Source organism: Niabella hirudinis, assembly GCF_051201075.1.
In the GTDB taxonomy this organism is placed as follows: domain Bacteria; phylum Bacteroidota; class Bacteroidia; order Chitinophagales; family Chitinophagaceae; genus Niabella; species Niabella hirudinis.
Genome location: NZ_JBPEHJ010000002.1, coordinates 361,602 through 378,836 on the forward strand (window position 1 = coordinate 361,602; position 17,235 = coordinate 378,836).

At 45.6% G+C, this 17,235-nt stretch carries 14 protein-coding genes; 11 read left to right on the forward strand and 3 right to left on the reverse strand.

Going from position 1 to position 17,235, the window contains the following annotated elements; genetic code table 11:
• The 3 genes from GGU45_RS04980 to GGU45_RS04990 all read left to right on the forward strand — a co-directional run bounded on the left by GGU45_RS04980 (position 1) and on the right by GGU45_RS04990 (position 3,601).
• The gene (locus GGU45_RS04980) at positions 1 to 1,224 is read left to right on the forward strand and encodes a DUF4350 domain-containing protein (RefSeq protein ID WP_435222574.1); all 1,224 of its coding nucleotides are present in this window, start codon (positions 1 to 3) and stop codon (positions 1,222 to 1,224) included.
• 11 nt (positions 1,225 to 1,235) lie between these two features.
• Positions 1,236 to 2,213, forward strand: a complete 978-nt coding sequence (locus GGU45_RS04985; RefSeq protein WP_435222576.1) for an AAA family ATPase — start codon at positions 1,236 to 1,238, stop codon at positions 2,211 to 2,213.
• A gap of 65 nt (positions 2,214 to 2,278) precedes the next feature.
• On the forward strand, positions 2,279 to 3,601 hold the full coding sequence (locus GGU45_RS04990) for a DUF58 domain-containing protein (RefSeq protein ID WP_435222578.1): 1,323 nt from the start codon (positions 2,279 to 2,281) through the stop codon (positions 3,599 to 3,601).
• Here GGU45_RS04990 and GGU45_RS04995 read toward each other — a convergent pair.
• Both GGU45_RS04995 and GGU45_RS05000 read right to left on the reverse strand, forming a co-directional pair.
• Positions 3,598 to 4,458, reverse strand: a complete 861-nt coding sequence (locus GGU45_RS04995) for a phosphatidate cytidylyltransferase (protein ID WP_435222580.1) — start codon at positions 4,456 to 4,458, stop codon at positions 3,598 to 3,600. The genes GGU45_RS04990 and GGU45_RS04995 overlap by 4 nt on opposite strands.
• A complete protein-coding gene (locus tag GGU45_RS05000; protein ID WP_435222581.1) occupies positions 4,448 to 5,359 on the reverse strand; it encodes a CPBP family glutamic-type intramembrane protease in 912 nt (303 codons plus the stop codon). The genes GGU45_RS04995 and GGU45_RS05000 overlap by 11 nt, the downstream gene beginning before the upstream one ends.
• A gap of 102 nt (positions 5,360 to 5,461) precedes the next feature.
• Here GGU45_RS05000 and dusB point away from each other — a divergent pair, with 102 nt between their 5' ends.
• From dusB to GGU45_RS05040, 8 genes are all read left to right on the forward strand, one after another.
• A complete protein-coding gene (gene dusB / locus GGU45_RS05005) occupies positions 5,462 to 6,502 on the forward strand; it encodes a tRNA dihydrouridine synthase DusB (RefSeq protein WP_435222583.1) in 1,041 nt (346 codons plus the stop codon).
• 34 nt (positions 6,503 to 6,536) lie between these two features.
• Complete coding sequence (locus tag GGU45_RS05010; RefSeq protein ID WP_435222585.1) at positions 6,537 to 7,169, forward strand: Uma2 family endonuclease; 633 nt, start codon at positions 6,537 to 6,539, stop codon at positions 7,167 to 7,169.
• A gap of 84 nt (positions 7,170 to 7,253) precedes the next feature.
• On the forward strand, positions 7,254 to 9,041 hold the full coding sequence (locus tag GGU45_RS05015; RefSeq protein WP_435222587.1) for a MutS-related protein: 1,788 nt from the start codon (positions 7,254 to 7,256) through the stop codon (positions 9,039 to 9,041).
• Between the two features lie 159 nt (positions 9,042 to 9,200).
• The gene (locus GGU45_RS05020) at positions 9,201 to 10,175 is read left to right on the forward strand and encodes a DUF2975 domain-containing protein (protein WP_435222588.1); all 975 of its coding nucleotides are present in this window, start codon (positions 9,201 to 9,203) and stop codon (positions 10,173 to 10,175) included.
• Between the two features lie 25 nt (positions 10,176 to 10,200).
• Positions 10,201 to 10,815 (forward strand): DUF2975 domain-containing protein, encoded by a 615-nt coding sequence (locus GGU45_RS05025; protein WP_435222590.1) that lies wholly within the window; start codon positions 10,201 to 10,203, stop codon positions 10,813 to 10,815.
• Positions 10,816 to 10,887: 72 nt separating this feature from the next.
• Positions 10,888 to 11,073: a helix-turn-helix domain-containing protein gene (locus tag GGU45_RS05030; protein ID WP_435222591.1), complete on the forward strand. Its 186-nt coding sequence runs from the start codon at positions 10,888 to 10,890 to the stop codon at positions 11,071 to 11,073.
• A gap of 76 nt (positions 11,074 to 11,149) precedes the next feature.
• The gene (locus tag GGU45_RS05035; RefSeq protein ID WP_435222592.1) at positions 11,150 to 13,879 is read left to right on the forward strand and encodes an outer membrane beta-barrel protein; all 2,730 of its coding nucleotides are present in this window, start codon (positions 11,150 to 11,152) and stop codon (positions 13,877 to 13,879) included.
• 3 nt (positions 13,880 to 13,882) lie between these two features.
• A complete protein-coding gene (locus tag GGU45_RS05040) occupies positions 13,883 to 14,662 on the forward strand; it encodes a GLPGLI family protein (RefSeq protein WP_435222594.1) in 780 nt (259 codons plus the stop codon).
• 14 nt (positions 14,663 to 14,676) lie between these two features.
• On the opposite strand, the gene GGU45_RS05045 is transcribed toward GGU45_RS05040, so the two are convergent.
• A complete protein-coding gene (locus tag GGU45_RS05045) occupies positions 14,677 to 16,992 on the reverse strand; it encodes a M60 family metallopeptidase (protein ID WP_435222596.1) in 2,316 nt (771 codons plus the stop codon).
• Between the last annotated feature and the right edge of the window lie 243 nt (positions 16,993 to 17,235).

A 17,235-nucleotide genomic window follows, 5' to 3' on the forward strand; every position in this document is an offset into this window, starting at 1 on the left:
TTGAAAAAATACCTTCCATATCTCCTGGGGCTGTTGCTGATTATCCTGCTGGTGTTTTTCTTCCTGAAAAATGAGGATAACAGCGGTTCAAAAAAAGTAAGCACTTTTGTTTCGCTCAAAAAAGAAGACAAAAACCCCTATGGCACCTATGTGGCTTATAACGGGTTAAAGCGTTTTTTTTCCAATGCCCGGTTTCTGACAAATACCCGGAGTATAGCAGACGATACCCTGTTATCGCAGTACAACGATGGCCAGCTCTTTATCAGCATTGCGCCCCAGGCAACCTTTTATGAGTATGAACTGGCAGAGCTGATGGACTTCATCAACAAGGGCAATAATGTATTTATCAGCTGTCTTAAGCCGGGCAAAGAACTGGAGCGCTTTATTAATGTAAGAGCCGGCATTCCACCGCTGCAGTCCTATCCCTTTGCGGACTACGGTCCGGATACCATGCAACTGGAACTGGATTCCCTTCCCTTACCCAAAGCCTATAACACCAGCTATCCCGGCGTAGCGCTTGAAGGTTATTTTGTAAGTACCGACCGGAGTACCACCCGCATCCTGGGCCGGGGAAGCGAAGGGCGGGCTAACTTTATCCAGCTCAAAAAAGGCAAAGGCTCCCTGTTTATCCATCTTTCTCCTTTAAGTTTCAGCAACTATTTTTTGCTTTACCGGGACAATATGGCATATTTTAACCAGGTATTTTCATTAATACCCGCCGGAACCCGCACGATCATTTGGGATGAGCATTACCGCAAAAGACGATCCGATAATAATGAAAGTAACGGTTGGTTCAGGGCTATCATGGGGCAAAAGGCCTTCCGCAGCGGCATCCTGCTGGCGCTCCTGTTGTTGCTGATTTTCACCTTACTCGAAATGCGGCGGCGTCAGCGTTATATTCCCCACATCGCTCCGCCCCAAAACGACACCCTCGATTTTGTAAAAACAATGGGACTGCTCTATTATGAAAAAAAAGACAATGCTAATCTTGCCCATAAAATGAGCGCTTATTTTATGGAACATCTGCGGAGCAAGTACCATATCTTTTCAAAAGAGCTGAACGAAGCATTTATCAAAGAAGTAAGTGATAAAAGCGGGGCAGATACCGGTCTGGTATCCGCAATTGTTTACCAGGTAAAAAAAGTTCAGAACGAGGGCGTCATCGCTGATACCGATCTGATTTTTTTACAGACAAATATTGAAAAATTTTATAACAGCATTTAAAAACAAGATACATGGAAGAATCCATTTTTGAGAATCGCGTCAACCTCAGCGAGCTGAATGAGGCGGTAATGAAGATCACCGGTGAAATAAAAAAGATCATTATTGGCCAGGATGAAATGGTCCGGCTGATCATTACGGCATTATTGGCCGACGGTCATGTACTGATACAGGGTGTGCCCGGAGTTGCCAAAACACTTACGGCAAAATTGGTGGCACGCGCTGTAAATGCCGTTTTTTCACGCATCCAGTTTACCCCGGACTTAATGCCATCCGATGTGATTGGCACTCCCGTATTCAACCCCGCAGACGCCCGTTTTGAGTTTAAGAAGGGGCCGGTATTCGGAAATATTATCCTGGTGGATGAAATCAACCGTGCTCCGGCCAAAACGCAGGCCGCTTTATTGGAGGTAATGGAAGAGCGGCAGATTTCTGTAGATGGCAAAACGTATACCATGGATGCGCCCTTTATGGTAATCGCCACTCAAAACCCCATTGAACAGGAAGGAACCTATCGGTTGCCGGAGGCCCAACTCGACCGCTTTCTTTTTAAAATCGAAGTTCCATACCCAACGGAAGAGGAAGAACTCCGGATCCTCAGCCGGTTTCACCAGCTTGGCAATCAGCCGGCACTTGATTTGATCCGGCAGACATTAACGGCAACGCAGATCAACCAGCTCCGGCAACAGGTAAAGGAAATTATCATTGAAGAAAAATTGCTGGGCTTCATTGCAAAGCTTATTCATCAAACCCGGAACCATAAAGCCGTTTATCTGGGCGCTTCACCCCGGGCCTCCCTTTCCATCATGAACGCAGCCAAGGCCATGGCCGCTATATCCGGAAGAGATTTTGTTACACCGGATGATATACTAATGGTGGCAGCGCCGGTGCTGCGACATCGGATCATCCTGTCTCCCGAAAAAGAAATGGAGGGTATTACGGAGAACGAAGTCATCAAACAGATCATCAACGGGCTGGAAATTCCAAGGTAATATGCTGAAGGCTTAACACTGAAAGCGCTGGCCTCATATCTCGAATCCCAAATATCACTGTATCCTTGCAATCCTTTTATCTCAATAAAATCGTTTATTATATCGGCGGCGCCATCGCCCTGCTGTTTATTACCAGTTATTTTCACCCCGTGCTCTATGCCCTGGCCGCACTCCTACTTGCGCTCCTGGTCATAACCATACTGGCTGATGCGATGCTGGTTTACCTGAAAAAAACCGGAATCGTTGCCACGCGAACGTTACCCGACCGTTTGAGCATCGGTGATGATAACAGGATTATCCTCCACCTGTTTAACAACTACTCCTACCCGGTGAACTTTTCGGTAATAGACGAGCTTCCGGCACAGTTCCAGGAACGAAACTGGATCAGGAAAGCATCCCTGGCCGGAAACCAGGGTACCGACATACCATACACGGTAAAACCGCTTACCCGGGGGGAGTATATATTCTACGATATCCATGTATTGGTAACCGCACCATTGGGTTTTGTGATAAGAAAATATACCATCCCTGCACAAAAAACTACCCGGGTATATCCCTCCTATGTCCAAATGCGCCGTTTCCAATTGCTGGCTATCAGCAACCGGCTGCAAGACGCAGGGGTGAAACGATCGCCCCGGCTGGGCCATAGCATGGAGTTTGAGCATATCAAAGAATATGTACGGGGCGATGACTACCGTACCATCAACTGGAAAGCTACGGGTCGCAAGGGCAGTCTCATGGTTAACAACTATACTGATGAACGCAGCCAACAGGTATACTGCATCATCAACAAGGGCCGCGTTATGAAAATGCCCTTTGAAGGCATGACCCTGCTGGACTATGCCATTAACGCCTCGCTGGTGCTGTCCAATATCTCCCTTGTAAAACAGGATAAGGCCGGCCTGATCACCTTTGCTGAAAACCAGGATAGCTTTGTTCCCGCAGACAAACGTCCCGGACAAATGAGCCGGGTCATGGAAACCCTTTACAAACAGGAGACCCGCTTCCTGGAGGCCGACTATGAAAAACTGTATACGGTGGTCCGGAATAAGATCAACAACCGCAGCCTTTTGGTGCTGTTCACCAATTTTGAATCGATGGAAAGCCTGCAGCGGGAGATGCCTGCCCTCAAAAAAATGGCCCACTATCACCTGTTACTCGTAGTGCTCTTTGAAAATACAGCCATCAGAGGGTTAACGGAATCCTCCGCTACCAACCTCGAAGAAGTATATATAAAGACCATTGCTGAAAAATTCGCCTTTGAAAAACGACAGATGATTAAAGAACTGCAGCAAAACGGTATCCTTGGCATTCTAAGTACACCCCAACAGCTTACTGTTAATACGATCAATAAGTACCTTGAGTTGAAGAACCGGGCGCGGATCTAAAAAAATACCAAAAAAAGCCACACAAAAGGAATCGCCACCAGCAGGGAATCAAACCGGTCCATAAATCCCCCATGCCCCGGCATAATGCTGCCGCTATCCTTTACTCCTGCCATGCGTTTGAGCTTGGACTCCAGCAGGTCGCCAGCCGTACCCGTAATGGCTGCAATCAGCGAAATTCCAAGCAGTGGCTGCCATTGAAACCAGTACTGCAATATTAAAGTAATAGCCGCTACACAAAGCAGCATACCGCCAATAGTGCCCTCCATCGTCTTTTTGGGCGATATTTTGGAAAACGGCGTTTTCCCGATCATGGACCCCACAAGGTAGGCACAGGTGTCATTGATCCAGATGGCCATGATCAGCAAAATGGGAATAAAAAACCCCGAAACCGCCTGCTCAGCCCCATCCTTCATAATAGCTATATCAGCAGTATAACGTAGCCGGAGCAATAGTGCCCAGCTCAGGGAAATATAGACCAAACCTGCTGCTGCAGCCCCCAACGCTTTTAAATGGATGCGTTGTTGAAAAATTCCAGCTGTCAGAAGCACCAACCCGGCAAGCAGAAAGGGCAAAGAGAAACTGGAAGCCAGGTTATAGCCAGACACTTGCAGCGTTCCGCAGCAAAACAGCAGTAAATGATAACCGGTTAAGCAAAACCCCAGTTTCAAATAGGAATGCAAGTTGGTCCTGAAAATTTTTTCAACCAGTTTCAGGTACTCCCACCAGCAGCCAAAATGGATAATGCTCACCAACAGCAGGAAACTCCATTCATTATAAAGCAGCCCGGCCATCATGACCGCCACAAAGATGAGGGCCGTAAAAGCCCTTGTCCAGAAGGTTTTCCAATTAAATGCCATCAGCCACCTTTGTTTGTTGTATTTTCTTTTGCATTTGCATAAAAAGAAGCACCACCAGGGGAATAGCAATAAGTCCCAGGTAGCTGCCGCTCTTGTCCGTCATTGCTTCTGCCATCGATTTGCCCGATTGTACCTGTGCGTACATAACAATAACTGCCAGGGCATTGTTAATAAAATGCACCAGGATGTTCAACCAGATATTGCCCGACAATTGGTAAATCAGGCCCAGGATAATACCCAGGGCCAGCCGGGAAAGAAACCCATAACCTGACAGATGGATCACGCTAAAAATCAGGCTAACCACTACTACGGACAGCCACAGGTTACGATTGCCCCGGTACATAAAATTTTGCAGGCCGCCCCTGAAAAACGTTTCCTCACAAACGGCCGGTATCAGCCCCAGCACTACAATGGAAAGCAGCAGATCGGGTATAGTTTTAAAGTTGACCAACCCGGCAGCCTGCTCCGCATAAGCATTCTCCCATTGGTCAAACCGCAGTTTAACAGAGGCCGGCAATGGCAACTGGTAGCTCAAGTACCCAAGGCCGGAGCTTATCCCCAGGCCGCACAGGATAATAGCAATAGCAAATAATATCTGCCAGCCCGCTGCTTTTTGGTCAAAGCCCACCAAACTCAGTGGTTTTCGACTTAACATTGAAGCAGTTACGATAGTAGGTAATAAAAAACCAAAAACGGCCTGAAGCGTCTGCAGCACCTGCATTTCCCTTAAATAAGCCGGGTTGCCAATGGCCAGGTTCAGCTCAGCAAGCCCCTTCCCGGTCATGAGGTTCCAGGCTACGCCTCCGATAGCTCCGGCCAGGAACATACCCCCAACCCCAAAAGCGATCAGCATAAAAAAACCAGCAGTATAGGATATGTCTTTCTTATAGAGATCCGTCATAATATCATCAAAAAAATAAATCGTACCTTTGCGGGCTCAAAAATAGTTGATTTCCGCAAGCTGAACGCGTAAAGCTCCGGCTAATAGCTGATAACAGAAATAATGGTAAACATTGGTAACATAACGCTCCCTGATTTTCCGCTTTTACTGGCTCCCATGGAGGATGTAAGCGACCCCCCTTTTCGCGCCGTATGCAAGGACAACGGTGCCGACCTCATGTACACCGAATTTATCAGCAGCGAAGGATTGATCCGTGATGCCATCAAAAGCCGCAGGAAGCTTGATATTTTTGACTATGAACGCCCCATCGGCATCCAGATCTTCGGGGGCGATGAAGATAGCCTGGCCATGGCCGCCAAAATTGTGGACGTGACCCAACCGGACCTGCTCGACATTAATTTTGGTTGCCCGGTTAAAAAAGTGGCACTGAAAGGCGCCGGGGCCGGCGTACTCAAAGATATCGACCTGATGGTACGGCTTACCGATGCAGTGGTTAAATCCACCTCTCTGCCAGTAACGGTAAAAACCCGCCTGGGTTGGGATGATAGCATGCTCAATATTGAGGAAGTAGCCGAACGCCTGCAGGATGTTGGTATTAAAGCCCTGGCTATCCATGGCCGCACCCGCTGCCAGATGTACAAAGGCGAAGCCGATTGGACCCTGATCGGGAAAGTAAAAAACAATCCCCGCATTCATATCCCCATTTTTGGTAACGGCGATATTGACAGTCCGCAAAAAGCACTGGAATACAAGAACCGCTATGGTGTAGACGGTATCATGATCGGCCGGGCCGCCATTGGTTACCCCTGGATCTTCCGCGAAATAAAACATTTTGTACAAACAGGAAGCGTACTGGCGCCTCCTACGGTAGCAGAACGGGTAAATGTAGTACGCAAACATTTACAAAAAAGTGTAGAATGGAAGGGCCCCATCGTTGGTATCAACGAAATGCGCCGTCATTACGCCAATTACCTGAAGGGATTGCCCAATATTAAAGAATACCGGAGCAAGCTGGTACGGCTTACGGAAGAATCCGCCATTCGTGAAGTACTGGATGAAATTATTGAAAAATATTCCGCCCTCGAAATCGAAGCCACCCCCATTGAACTGATCAACTACCACGAAAAATGCCCGGTGAATTAAAAGGGGTATCTTTACAGCAACCATAGTGCTTTTAATGGACTCCGAAAATAAAGCAGAAGAGCCCTTTGTTCCTTATGGAGCCATCACCTCCCTGGATCAGCTTGATACGTCACAACGGTATTCCTATGCCGATTATTTCCGATGGAAATTCCAGGAAAGAGTGGAGCTTCTAAGGGGCTGGATCCATAAAATGAGCCCGGCACCGGGTATGAAGCACCAGTCAATATCCTTAACGCTCACTCTTCAAATCGGGAACTACTTTAAAGGAAAAACCTGTAAAGTTTTCACAGCACCTTTTGATGTGCGCCTGCCAGACACTAAGAATCGGAAGCGGGATGAACTCGTTTTTACCGTAGTACAGCCCGATATCTGTATCATCTGCGATGCTGAAAAAATCGATGACCGGGGTTGCATAGGCGCTCCAGACCTTGTAATAGAGATCCTTTCTCCGGGCAACACGCAAAAAGAGATGGGGATAAAATTTGATCTTTATGAGGAAAGCGGTGTAAAAGAATACTGGCTCGTAGAACCGCAGGATAAAGTGGTTCTTGTTTACCTCTTAAAAGAAGGGAAGTATGTTGGCCTTAAACCTTTTACGGAAGACAACGAAATAAGCTCCGCTCTATTCCCTGATCTGAAATTCAAAGTGAGCGACATATTCGAATAAAGTATGCGTCGATTTTGCTCTGTATAAATCCGGATTGGCTGTTTCCGCACATCATTGGCTCATCTTCTTTACTTTTACCGTTCTATGGATACTACAATTTATAAAGAACGGGCAGAGCGGTTTTCTAAAAATGCAGGCCTATTGCAGCAAAAGCTGGGGTGGCTCAGTTTTTCCCGGCTTTTGTTCTTTGCCGTTTTCATCTACCTCCTTTACCGCGCTACCCAAACCGGGGCTGCCGCTACCATTGCAACTGCTGTATTCTTTTTTATCGCGTTTATAATAGTTGTAAAATGGTATGATCGCCTGCTGCAAAAAACAGCCTACTATAAAGCCCTGGCAAAATACAATACGGATGAAATAGCGTTCCTCAATACCAATCAATCGCCCTATCCAAACGGAAAGGGTTATGAAGATCCGCATCATCCTTACTCCTATGACCTGGACCTGTTTGGCGAAGGCGGGCTTTATGCACACCTGAACCGTTGCAGTACTTCTTTTGGGCGTGAAGAACTGGCCCGCCTGCTGCTAAACCCCGATACAGCAACCATCATTCAGCGGCAGGAAGCAATAAAAGAACTAGCCGCCATGAACGATTTTCGACAGCAGCTGTACGCCAGCGGCAGCCTGCAGGAAAACAGGGAGAAAGAGTTGAACCAGCTCATGACCTGGGTAAGCTCTTCCAAGACCGGAATCAGCAAACCTTTGTACCTGTTCCTGATGCTGTTTCCATTGGTCACGATTGGCAGTTTGCTATATTACATGTTTATTTCAGACAGCAATGAAGCGTTCCGGATCATTTATCTCAGTTTTGTATTGAACCTTTTTATTGCCTTCTCATTCGGAAAAAAAATTGCGGCTCAGCTAACGGTCTCTACCTCCGTAAATAAAATACTGGTTGCGTATAAAGACCAGCTGCAGCGGATCGAAGATCAGTCATTTAATACGCCCCTCCTGCGGACTTATCAGCAGCAATTGAAGCAGGATGTACCGGCCGCATCCCGGCAATTGCATCAACTGGCATCGTTGTTTGAGTATCTGGAATCCATTGTAAACCTGGTTGTAAGTATCCTGCTGAACGGGTTATTGCTGTTTCATGTACACATCCTTTACCGGCTGGGTATATGGAAAAAAAAGCACGGAGCACATATTGCCGGTTGGCTTGAGGTGATCGGGCAGTTCGAAGCATTGAGCAGCCTGGGCAATTTTTCGTTCAACAACCCCGGCAACTGTTTCCCTGAAATAAGTGCAAAGCCCACCCTGTCAGCTACAGACCTCGGTCACCCCCTCATCCGCCCCGGAAAAAGGATCTGCAATGACGTAAGCTTCCAGCAGCAGAAATTTGTTATCCTTACCGGCTCCAACATGAGCGGCAAGAGCACTTTTTTGCGCACCGTGGGTATGAATCTTGTGCTGGCCCGTTCCGGCGCCCCGGTAACTGCATCCCGTTTCGTGTTTTTCCCGTTTGATGTATATGTAAGCATGCGGATTACGGATTCCCTCCAGGAAAGTGAATCATTCTTCTATGCAGAATTAAAACGCCTTCAGACCATTGTACAACACCTCCAAAAAGGGAACAACACTTTTGTGATCCTGGATGAGATCCTCCGGGGTACCAACAGTAATGATAAGCGAAACGGAACGATTGGCTTAATCCAAAAAATGGTGGGCTTTGATACATTCGGCATCATTGCCACGCATGATGTGGTAGTGGCGGATCTGATACAGGATTACCCGGATTATATTTCAAATAAGGCCTTTGAATCCGAGATCGTCAATGATGAACTGATCTTTGATTATAAATTAAAGGACGGCGTTTGCACCAAGCTCAGCGCATCCTACCTGATGAAAAAACTGGGGGTCATCGATCAGTAGCTGCTGCAGTCTATAGTAATCAAGCTTCGCATCAATATGCCATCCGCGCCGCCATTTTTAAACAGTAGTTCCAATTCAACAATATATTGAATACAAAGCTTTTGCATTTTCACTTTTTCGATAAACAAAATAAATTTATTGTAAATCAATAAATTTATTTTGAAATATGATAAACAGAAGATAGTTTTGCTTAAACTTCTGGCGATGAAAAAAATGACGACCGATGCTATAATCAATATCTTATTAGTAGTTATAATCAGCTCCGCAGCATTGTATATGCTCGTTCCCGCCGGACTCATCAGCCATACCGCTGGAAAATCTGCAATATCAGATACTGCAATATCGGAGCGTTCCAATAGGGTTCCCGTTCAGGCGACACCAACAAGTTGCGACCGGTGTCGGCAGCAACAAGACAGTCTTGACCGTGCTGCTGAATTAAGAAACGGTAAGTTCCACAGAGACATGGGAACTCCTTTTGGTCAGGCAGTCAGGGGATCCTTTTACACCGATGCAGAGATCATCGGTTCCAGGGGATATGAAAACATCAACAAAGATGAGGATCATTTTTTTGCGCTTCCCTATTGGGACCTGGCCGATGCAGATAGCAGGCATGGCACAGTGATGTACTACGTTAGCAACAAACAGGCATACGTCAATGCATTCGATTATTCGCAAAACAAGCAGGGCACCCGGAAAAGCAGGGAAGTCTCATTCAAATATGACCCAAAACATAAACAGATACTCATTCCGGTTAACGGGTCTCAGTACAAAGCAATCAGGATTTCATTTATCATTTTTGCTGTAATATATATATCCCTGACCTACCTGTTTGTAATTGAAGGTGTCATAAAGTTTCTTTTATCGGTTGCAAGGGGCGTGGTCTTCACAGAAAAAAACATTCGCAGACTAAAAATGATGGCATTCGTTTCCTTCTTCGTGCCGCTTTCTTTCCTGGCACTTAATTATTTCTACAAATTCATTTTCCATAACTATTTTAATGAATACGTAGTATTTAAGACAGAATTATTTTACGACCAGATCAAATATTTTGGAATTCCGCTCATTTGCTTTTTGCTATACAAGGCGTTTAACAAGGGCTATAAACTGCAGCGGGAAAATGATCTTACGGTATAACATCAACAAACTAAAATTGCTAAAAATGAAGTTACAATCAGCTATTAAGATTTTAAGGATCATCGTCCATATCAGCTTTTATCTGCTATCACTGTTTATTGTCCTTTATATTATCATGTCCGTTATGAAACTATCCGGAGTCAATATTAATAAAGAGATCAACCCCTCAAATGCGATAGCAGTGCGTTCGTTCAATTCATCGGTAGCGAGCAAGGAAATCATCAACCAACAACAAACAGGCAGCTATCGACAAGCGAGCAGCTATCTTTTTCAGCCCAACCCTAACACTCCCGCAGGCTACTATCTCATTTTCACCAGGGTCCTGTTTTTTTTAATCAGCCTTTCCGTACTCTGGCTGCTGTTGCGCGTCCTGGATACGATCAACAATACCAGCCCCTTTCATGCAAAAATCACCCGTTATCTCCGGTTTCTTGCATTTCTATATATAGGCAGTGATCTGCTTGGCCTTATTGATTATTTTGTAATGCGCACGTTTCTCAATCAGGAATTTCCGGCTATGCGTTTCCGGCCCGAAATAGATTTTGGCGATGATCTCATCACCGGTCTGATCATCTTTGTGATCGCCTTTGTATACGCCCGTGGTGTACAGTTGAAGGAAGAACAGCAATTGACTATTTAGCATTGATACCCACCGTTTTATCATCAACAATACAATCGCATAATAATGCCGATAATTATCAATTTAGACGTCATGATGGCACGGCGCAAAATGTCCCTCAATGAATTGAGTGAAAAAGTAGGCATCACCCTGTCGAATCTTTCAATATTGAAAAACGGAAAGGCCAAAGCCATCCGTATCGAAACCCTGGAGGCCATTTGCAAGGCGCTGGATTGCCAGCCGGGCGACATTCTTGAATATGCAAAAGAAGCAAGCTGAAAAAAAACTGAATTTACTGTAACTTTTTTAAACCTTATACGACCTATAAGATAGCTTAAATTAAATTGACCGTCAAATGCTTAAAAAATACCTGGGATCTGTACTGCTGACCCTTTTCCTTATGAATGGCGCCTATGGCCAAAAGACCACCATCACCGGCATTGTAATGGACAGTAGTGCTAATGTACGGCTTAGCAACGCTTCTATTGTATTGCTCCAGGCCAAAGACTCCTTTATTGTGGCCGACACCAGGGCCGATAAGGAGGGCCGCTTCAGTTTTCAGAACATGAACGACACTGCCCAATATGTATTATTCTTTAGTTATCCCAAATACGCCAATTATGCACACCGGGTTTCGATGCAAAATGCAAAGAACAACCTGTTTAGCATGGACCGGGTCAACATGATCCTTAAGGAAAAACTGCTCCAGGAAGTACTGGTAAAATCCAGGGCCAGTGCTATAAAAATAAAGGGAGACACTACCGAATATACGGCAGACAGCTTTAAGGTGCAGCCCAATGCTACTGTTGAAGATCTTTTAAAACAATTACCGGGGCTACAGGTAGACCAATACGGTAATATCACTGCCCAGGGGCAGAAAGTAAAGAAAGTACTGGTAGACGGTGAGGAATTTTTTGGAGATGACCCCACGCTCGTTACCCGGAACCTGAGGGCCGATATGATCGACAAAGTGCAGGTATACGATAAAAAATCAGACGCCGCCGCCTTTACCGGTATCGATGACGGCATCAAGGACAAAACCATTAACCTGAAAATAAAAGAAGATAAGAACCACGGTATTTTCGGCAAGATAGAGGCGGGCGGAGGTACAGACCAGCATTATAATGTACAGGGAATGGTAAACGCCTTCAAAGGCAAAAGAAAAATGTCCGTTTACGGGACCACCAGTGATATTGGCCGCGTTGGCCTGGGTTCTGCAGACAAGCAAAAGCTCGGTGACGATGACAGAAGCAGTAGCAACTATGATGGCAAGGGCCTTCCCAGGGCCTTATCCGGGGGGGCACACTATGATAAAAAATGGAACCAGGATAAAGAGTCGGTTAACGGAAACTATAAATACAATTTTATGAATGTGGAAGGCGATGAGTCCACCATTTCACAAAACAACCTCCCCTCCGGCTTCATCCGGAGCGAATCCAACAGCCATTTCCAGAGCAGCAATGAAAACCACCGGGCTAATGCCAAATACATTCATAAATTTGATACCACCTCCACCGTTACCGTTTATGCAGACGGTTACACAGGCGATTCAAAAAATGCATCGTCCGCATCATCAGAAAGCAGACGGGCAGACAATAGCCGCATCAATGCTACAGAAAGTGCTGCCAATAGCGATTACAACATAAAATCATCCAATATCAACCTCTCCTGGGAAAAGAAGTTAAAAAAATATGGACGAACCCTTTCCTTTTACTTCAACAATAGTTTTAGTGATGACCAGGCCGATGGCTTTAGCCGCTCCGAAACCCGGTTTTACAATACCAGCAATGTTCAGGATAGCAGTGGGGGGTTGAATCTGCACCGCCAGATGAACAACAGCTGGCGCGGCAACAATCTGACGATCAATTACACAGAACCGCTGTCCCCAAAACTGTCACTCCTGTTTAACTATAAACTCGGAAATAACGAAAGTGACGAAGACAGAAGGTCGTACAACCTGGCAACCGGAGCGGGGCAAACAAAGGTGGACTCACTATTCAGCACAAAATTAAATTCGATAGAATGGAGCAATCAGGCCGGTGCGGGCATAAACTACACACATCGTAAGCTTATCATTAAGGCAAATAATAATATTCGTTTTACCAATTTAGACATTGATAACTTTTATCAGCCCGTAGCACTAAAACGAAACTTTGTAAACTGGAACCCAACGGCCAGCCTGCGTTACAACCCCAACCAGCTGAAAGGCTATTATTTTGAATATACCGGAAACAATACCAACCCTGACAAAACGCAACTGCTTCCTTATCGCTACAACAACAGCCAGCTGGTCACCTATTTGCCAAATACGGATCTAAACAGCAGTTTTACCCATTCCATTAATTCCAATTATTACCAGTTAAAAAACATGGGGCAAACTTATATGGGCGCCAATGTAAATGCCGGCATCACCAGCCGTCCCATCATTATTGCCTCGGTACTCGATCTATCATCGGGCGCCTATACCTATCAATATGAAAATTTAACCGAAAAAAATAACCGCAGCTATTCTGCCAATATTTATTATGGCCGGCAGATCAAAGGGTGGAACTTCAATTGGGGCCTCACTACCAACGGAGGCACCATGTACAGCAAAATGAACAGTGCCTTAAACAAACTCAACTATTCCACCTATTCGCTTTCCTTATACTCAGGGAAAGAAAAGACAAAAAAATATGGAGTAGGTTTATATGCAACTGGTGGCTACACCCTCAACAGGTCATCCCTTCAGCCTGAGATCAGGAACAACTATTTCTCTTACAACCTGTATCCATCGGCTGCTGTTTATTTTCTCAAAAAGCTGGAGCTTCATACAGACGGGAACTATTTCTGGCAACAAAAGACCCAGACCTTCGGCCAAAACTTTAACCGGTTTATCTGGAACGCCTGGCTTGGGTACAATATGCTAAAAAATGATCAGCTCACCATTAAAGTTTCCTGTAACGACATTTTAAATCAAAACAATGGATACTCCAGAACTGCGAACAATACCCTGTTTACGGAAAACAGGTATACTACCATCCGTCGTTTCTTTATGATCGGCGCTACCTGGAGCTTCACCAAATTCAATAACCTAAAGCAATAAAAGATGAAAAAAATATTCCTGCTGGTTACAATAGCATGTTGCGCTGTAACCATTTATGCACAGCACGCTGCGTTTATGGAAAGTGGCAAAATCACTTTTGAGCGTAAGGTAAACACATTTGCTACAATGAAAATTTTCCTGGAGGAAACCAAACAGGTACCCGAAGATCAGTTAGCCGGTTTTATGCAAAAATACCGGCAGAACTCACCCCAGTTCTGGACAGACAGTTTTCAGCTATGGTTTGACAAGGATCATAGCCTGTATGAACCGGTTAATAAGAACATTGGGTTCTCTCAAACATTCCAGATCCCTGCAGCTTATAAAAATACGGTGTACAGCAATTTTCAATCGGGCGAGTCTGTTTCAGAAAAGGTCATTTTTGATAAAAACTTCCTTATCAAAGATTCCATAAAAAAGATCCGGTGGAAGTTAACCGATGAAACCCGGGAAATAGCGGGGTACCAGTGCCACCGGGCCAATGCGTTATTTTTTGATTCTATTTATGTGGTGGCGTTTTATACAGATGAGCTTCTTATGAAAGGGGGGCCCGAAGCGTATAATGGATTGCCCGGTATGATCCTGGGCATAGCAATTCCCCATCAGCATATCTCTATTTTCGCCACCAGCGTTACTGGTTTTGATACAAGTTTTGATAAATGGAAACTTCCCCAACCAGGAAAAAACACGGTCGTTAATAACAAGGAATTTAATGCCACCTCCTCCAAGCTGCTTAAAGGTTTTGGGCTTACCTCGCCCTGGGTGCAGTTTTTTATGGATATGTAGCCCGCTGCCCGGTACTATTTAAACAGATCCGGCATCCACACGGGAAGGCTGGCAACCTGTTTCTTTGCATCATCAGAAACCGGTATTTTCAATTTGTCAAAGTAACTGCTTAAATTTTTTCCGATAGCTTTTGACAACAAAACGAAATACGCATTTCTTCTTTCATTGTTATCTGCAGCCCGTTTAAAGCTTATATTGATGCCCTTGTATTTTTCTTCATAGATCTTTCTGGCGGATCGGTTCATCTGTTTTATGGCATCCCAGCCATAGGCATCAATAATGGGATAAAACAAGGTATAAAGCTGCAGGAACGGATCATTCCTCCATCTTGAATAATCGGGATTGTGAATATAATTCCTTATCAGTTTACGAATACTGTCTCTTGTGGCACCTTCCCGGGACTGATAGATGTCTTTTCCTAGCACCGTTCTGTAAGCGTAAAGTGTATACAAATTCACGGTCACTTCTCCCAGCTCATCAAAATCGATCCCGAAGAACTGGTGCCGGTGGCCGATTTCATGAAAATGCCCCCAAGACCCGGAATCCCGCAGATAGCGTTCATTCAAAAGCATGGAGAGACTTCCGTCGTTGGGCGCTACAATTTTTGATGCAGTTGTATACATATACCCGTACGCCACGTTGTTGTCAATGATAATCCGCTCCGGATGCCGGCGCTCCCTCGGAATCTGCGCCAGGTCGGCATTAGCATCCATGACCGCATCCCAGAATCGCATTAGCTTTTCCGGGTCTTCAAGATTCCGAATGCTGTCTGAGGGAACAGTGAGGATGATCTTATTACTTGCCAGCTCCGTCCAAGGCGCTTCATAATTTTTTACCCGCGTCATCCATTCCTTATTGGAGGTCTTTCCCAATTGAAAATAAGGAGCATGCACCGCTCCTGTAACGGTTGCTTTAAAGGAATTGGCGCTGTCTGTTGCCGGTATATTAAAATACAGCAGCCCTCCGTACAGCGAGTGAATACGCACTGTATCCCTATCCAGATTGAAGCTTTTAACCAGGTCAAACGGGTTCCGTAAATAGGTTTCCGCATTGGTAACATCATCTTCATGTATCCCGATCCGGGCTTCGATATGCCGTGATGTATCCCCCGGCCGGTCCAGCACCACTGTAACAAGATCTCCCGGTGCCACATACAATCCTGTACTGTGCCATCGTTTAAAACTGGTATCGGGCTCCGGCAATCCGCTCCACCGGTTGGAGTAGACTATTTCAATGCGCTCTGTAACCCGGGGCACATGGTTGGGAACAATCCCCGGGAACTCCTTGTTATTCGCAGATCTGTGGTGCGGATCCAACCCGGCCTTGCGTTCATCATCTGCCACCCGTAGAAAAAGGCGAAAAACATCGGGCCAATAGGCTGTATATAACGGCTGTTTCAAGCCAGGAAAACCGATACTATCGAACTCATGGCCCGAAACGGATTGTACCAGGTCCTTCCGGATTGTGGCACTTGAATCGCGCCAGCAGTAAATAAGTTTCAGTATGTTCAGTGGTATCCTGCCGGTTCCTTTATCGTAAAACAAGGGGATGTACTGATAATTGCGGATATTCGGAAGGATCTTCTGCAGTTTCAGGTAATCCGGTATCGGGCCGGTATACAGGGTATCTTCGGGAGCGCCTGAAACAATATCCCCAAAATGAAACAGGCCCGCCCTTGTCAGTAACCGGTTGCCGGGAATGCTGTCCAAATGATAACCACTTTTTTTAAGGGCCTCCCATGCCGAGGAAAGATAAACCAGGGTACCCCCATTCTTTACAAAATCACTGATCTTTTCCAGACCGCCCGGGGTCTCCGGCATATCGTTTAAGAACAAGGTTCTCGCTCCGGAAGGAATGCGGTTTCCCGTTATATGCCGGATGATCAAATGCTGCTGCCCGGCAATCCGGTTTAATTCTTCCCGTTTTTCTCCGCTAAAGCCAATGGCTATGCTCCGGCCAGGCGCCCAATGAAATACATTCTTCCAGAATTGATGAACATCCGGCCGGGTTACAACCGTTTTACTAAGAAAATGGGCATTACCAATAACCAGTATCTTTCCCTTTCCCAGTCTGCCGGTGATGATCACCGGCGCGTATAGGGGAGGATCTGTGCCTTGAGCTATATTTCCTGAAGCAACCACCTGGGCATCATATCCTATCGGGTAAGTTACAATTGCGGGAACAGTATCTGCGTACAAATAAAATGTACCGACATCCTTTAATAGGGCTGCCTTATCCGTCAGTTCCTGGGAGCTGCTGCTTTTTACAAAGACCAGCAGTAACAGCAGCAGCCACAGGTTCATTAAACAATTAATCTTACCGTTTTTCATGCCATGAATTTAGCAAAAATCCTGCAGGTCCTATATAAACTCATCCCCGGCATCAGGGCGGTAATACATTCCGCCAAAACGGATTTGCTCCGGGAGTCCTTTTGAGCCGTCAACCGCTTTCCTGACCGCAGCACTCTATGCCACCTGGCAAAGCATTCGCCGCTTCAGCAGTACTGCTTTTTAGTTGAAACGGCGTTTACAGCAGGATTTATATAAAATAAATAACCATGAAAATTTAAAATA

What these genes read in the sequence shown, in the direction of transcription:
- GGU45_RS04985 (WP_435222576.1), top strand. Translation starts at nt 1,236, where the DNA reads ATGGAAGAATCCATTTTTGAGAATCGCGTCAACCTCAGCGAGCTGAAT.
- GGU45_RS04995 (WP_435222580.1), bottom strand. Translation starts at nt 4,458, where the DNA reads ATGGCATTTAATTGGAAAACCTTCTGGACAAGGGCTTTTACGGCCCTC.
- GGU45_RS05000 (WP_435222581.1), bottom strand. Translation starts at nt 5,359, where the DNA reads ATGACGGATCTCTATAAGAAAGACATATCCTATACTGCTGGTTTTTTT.
- dusB (WP_435222583.1), top strand. Translation starts at nt 5,462, where the DNA reads ATGGTAAACATTGGTAACATAACGCTCCCTGATTTTCCGCTTTTACTG.
- GGU45_RS05010 (WP_435222585.1), top strand. Translation starts at nt 6,537, where the DNA reads ATGGACTCCGAAAATAAAGCAGAAGAGCCCTTTGTTCCTTATGGAGCC.
- GGU45_RS05015 (WP_435222587.1), top strand. Translation starts at nt 7,254, where the DNA reads ATGGATACTACAATTTATAAAGAACGGGCAGAGCGGTTTTCTAAAAAT.
- GGU45_RS05025 (WP_435222590.1), top strand. Translation starts at nt 10,201, where the DNA reads ATGAAGTTACAATCAGCTATTAAGATTTTAAGGATCATCGTCCATATC.
- GGU45_RS05030 (WP_435222591.1), top strand. Translation starts at nt 10,888, where the DNA reads ATGATGGCACGGCGCAAAATGTCCCTCAATGAATTGAGTGAAAAAGTA.
- GGU45_RS05035 (WP_435222592.1), top strand. Translation starts at nt 11,150, where the DNA reads ATGCTTAAAAAATACCTGGGATCTGTACTGCTGACCCTTTTCCTTATG.
- GGU45_RS05040 (WP_435222594.1), top strand. Translation starts at nt 13,883, where the DNA reads ATGAAAAAAATATTCCTGCTGGTTACAATAGCATGTTGCGCTGTAACC.
- GGU45_RS05045 (WP_435222596.1), bottom strand. Translation starts at nt 16,992, where the DNA reads ATGAAAAACGGTAAGATTAATTGTTTAATGAACCTGTGGCTGCTGCTG.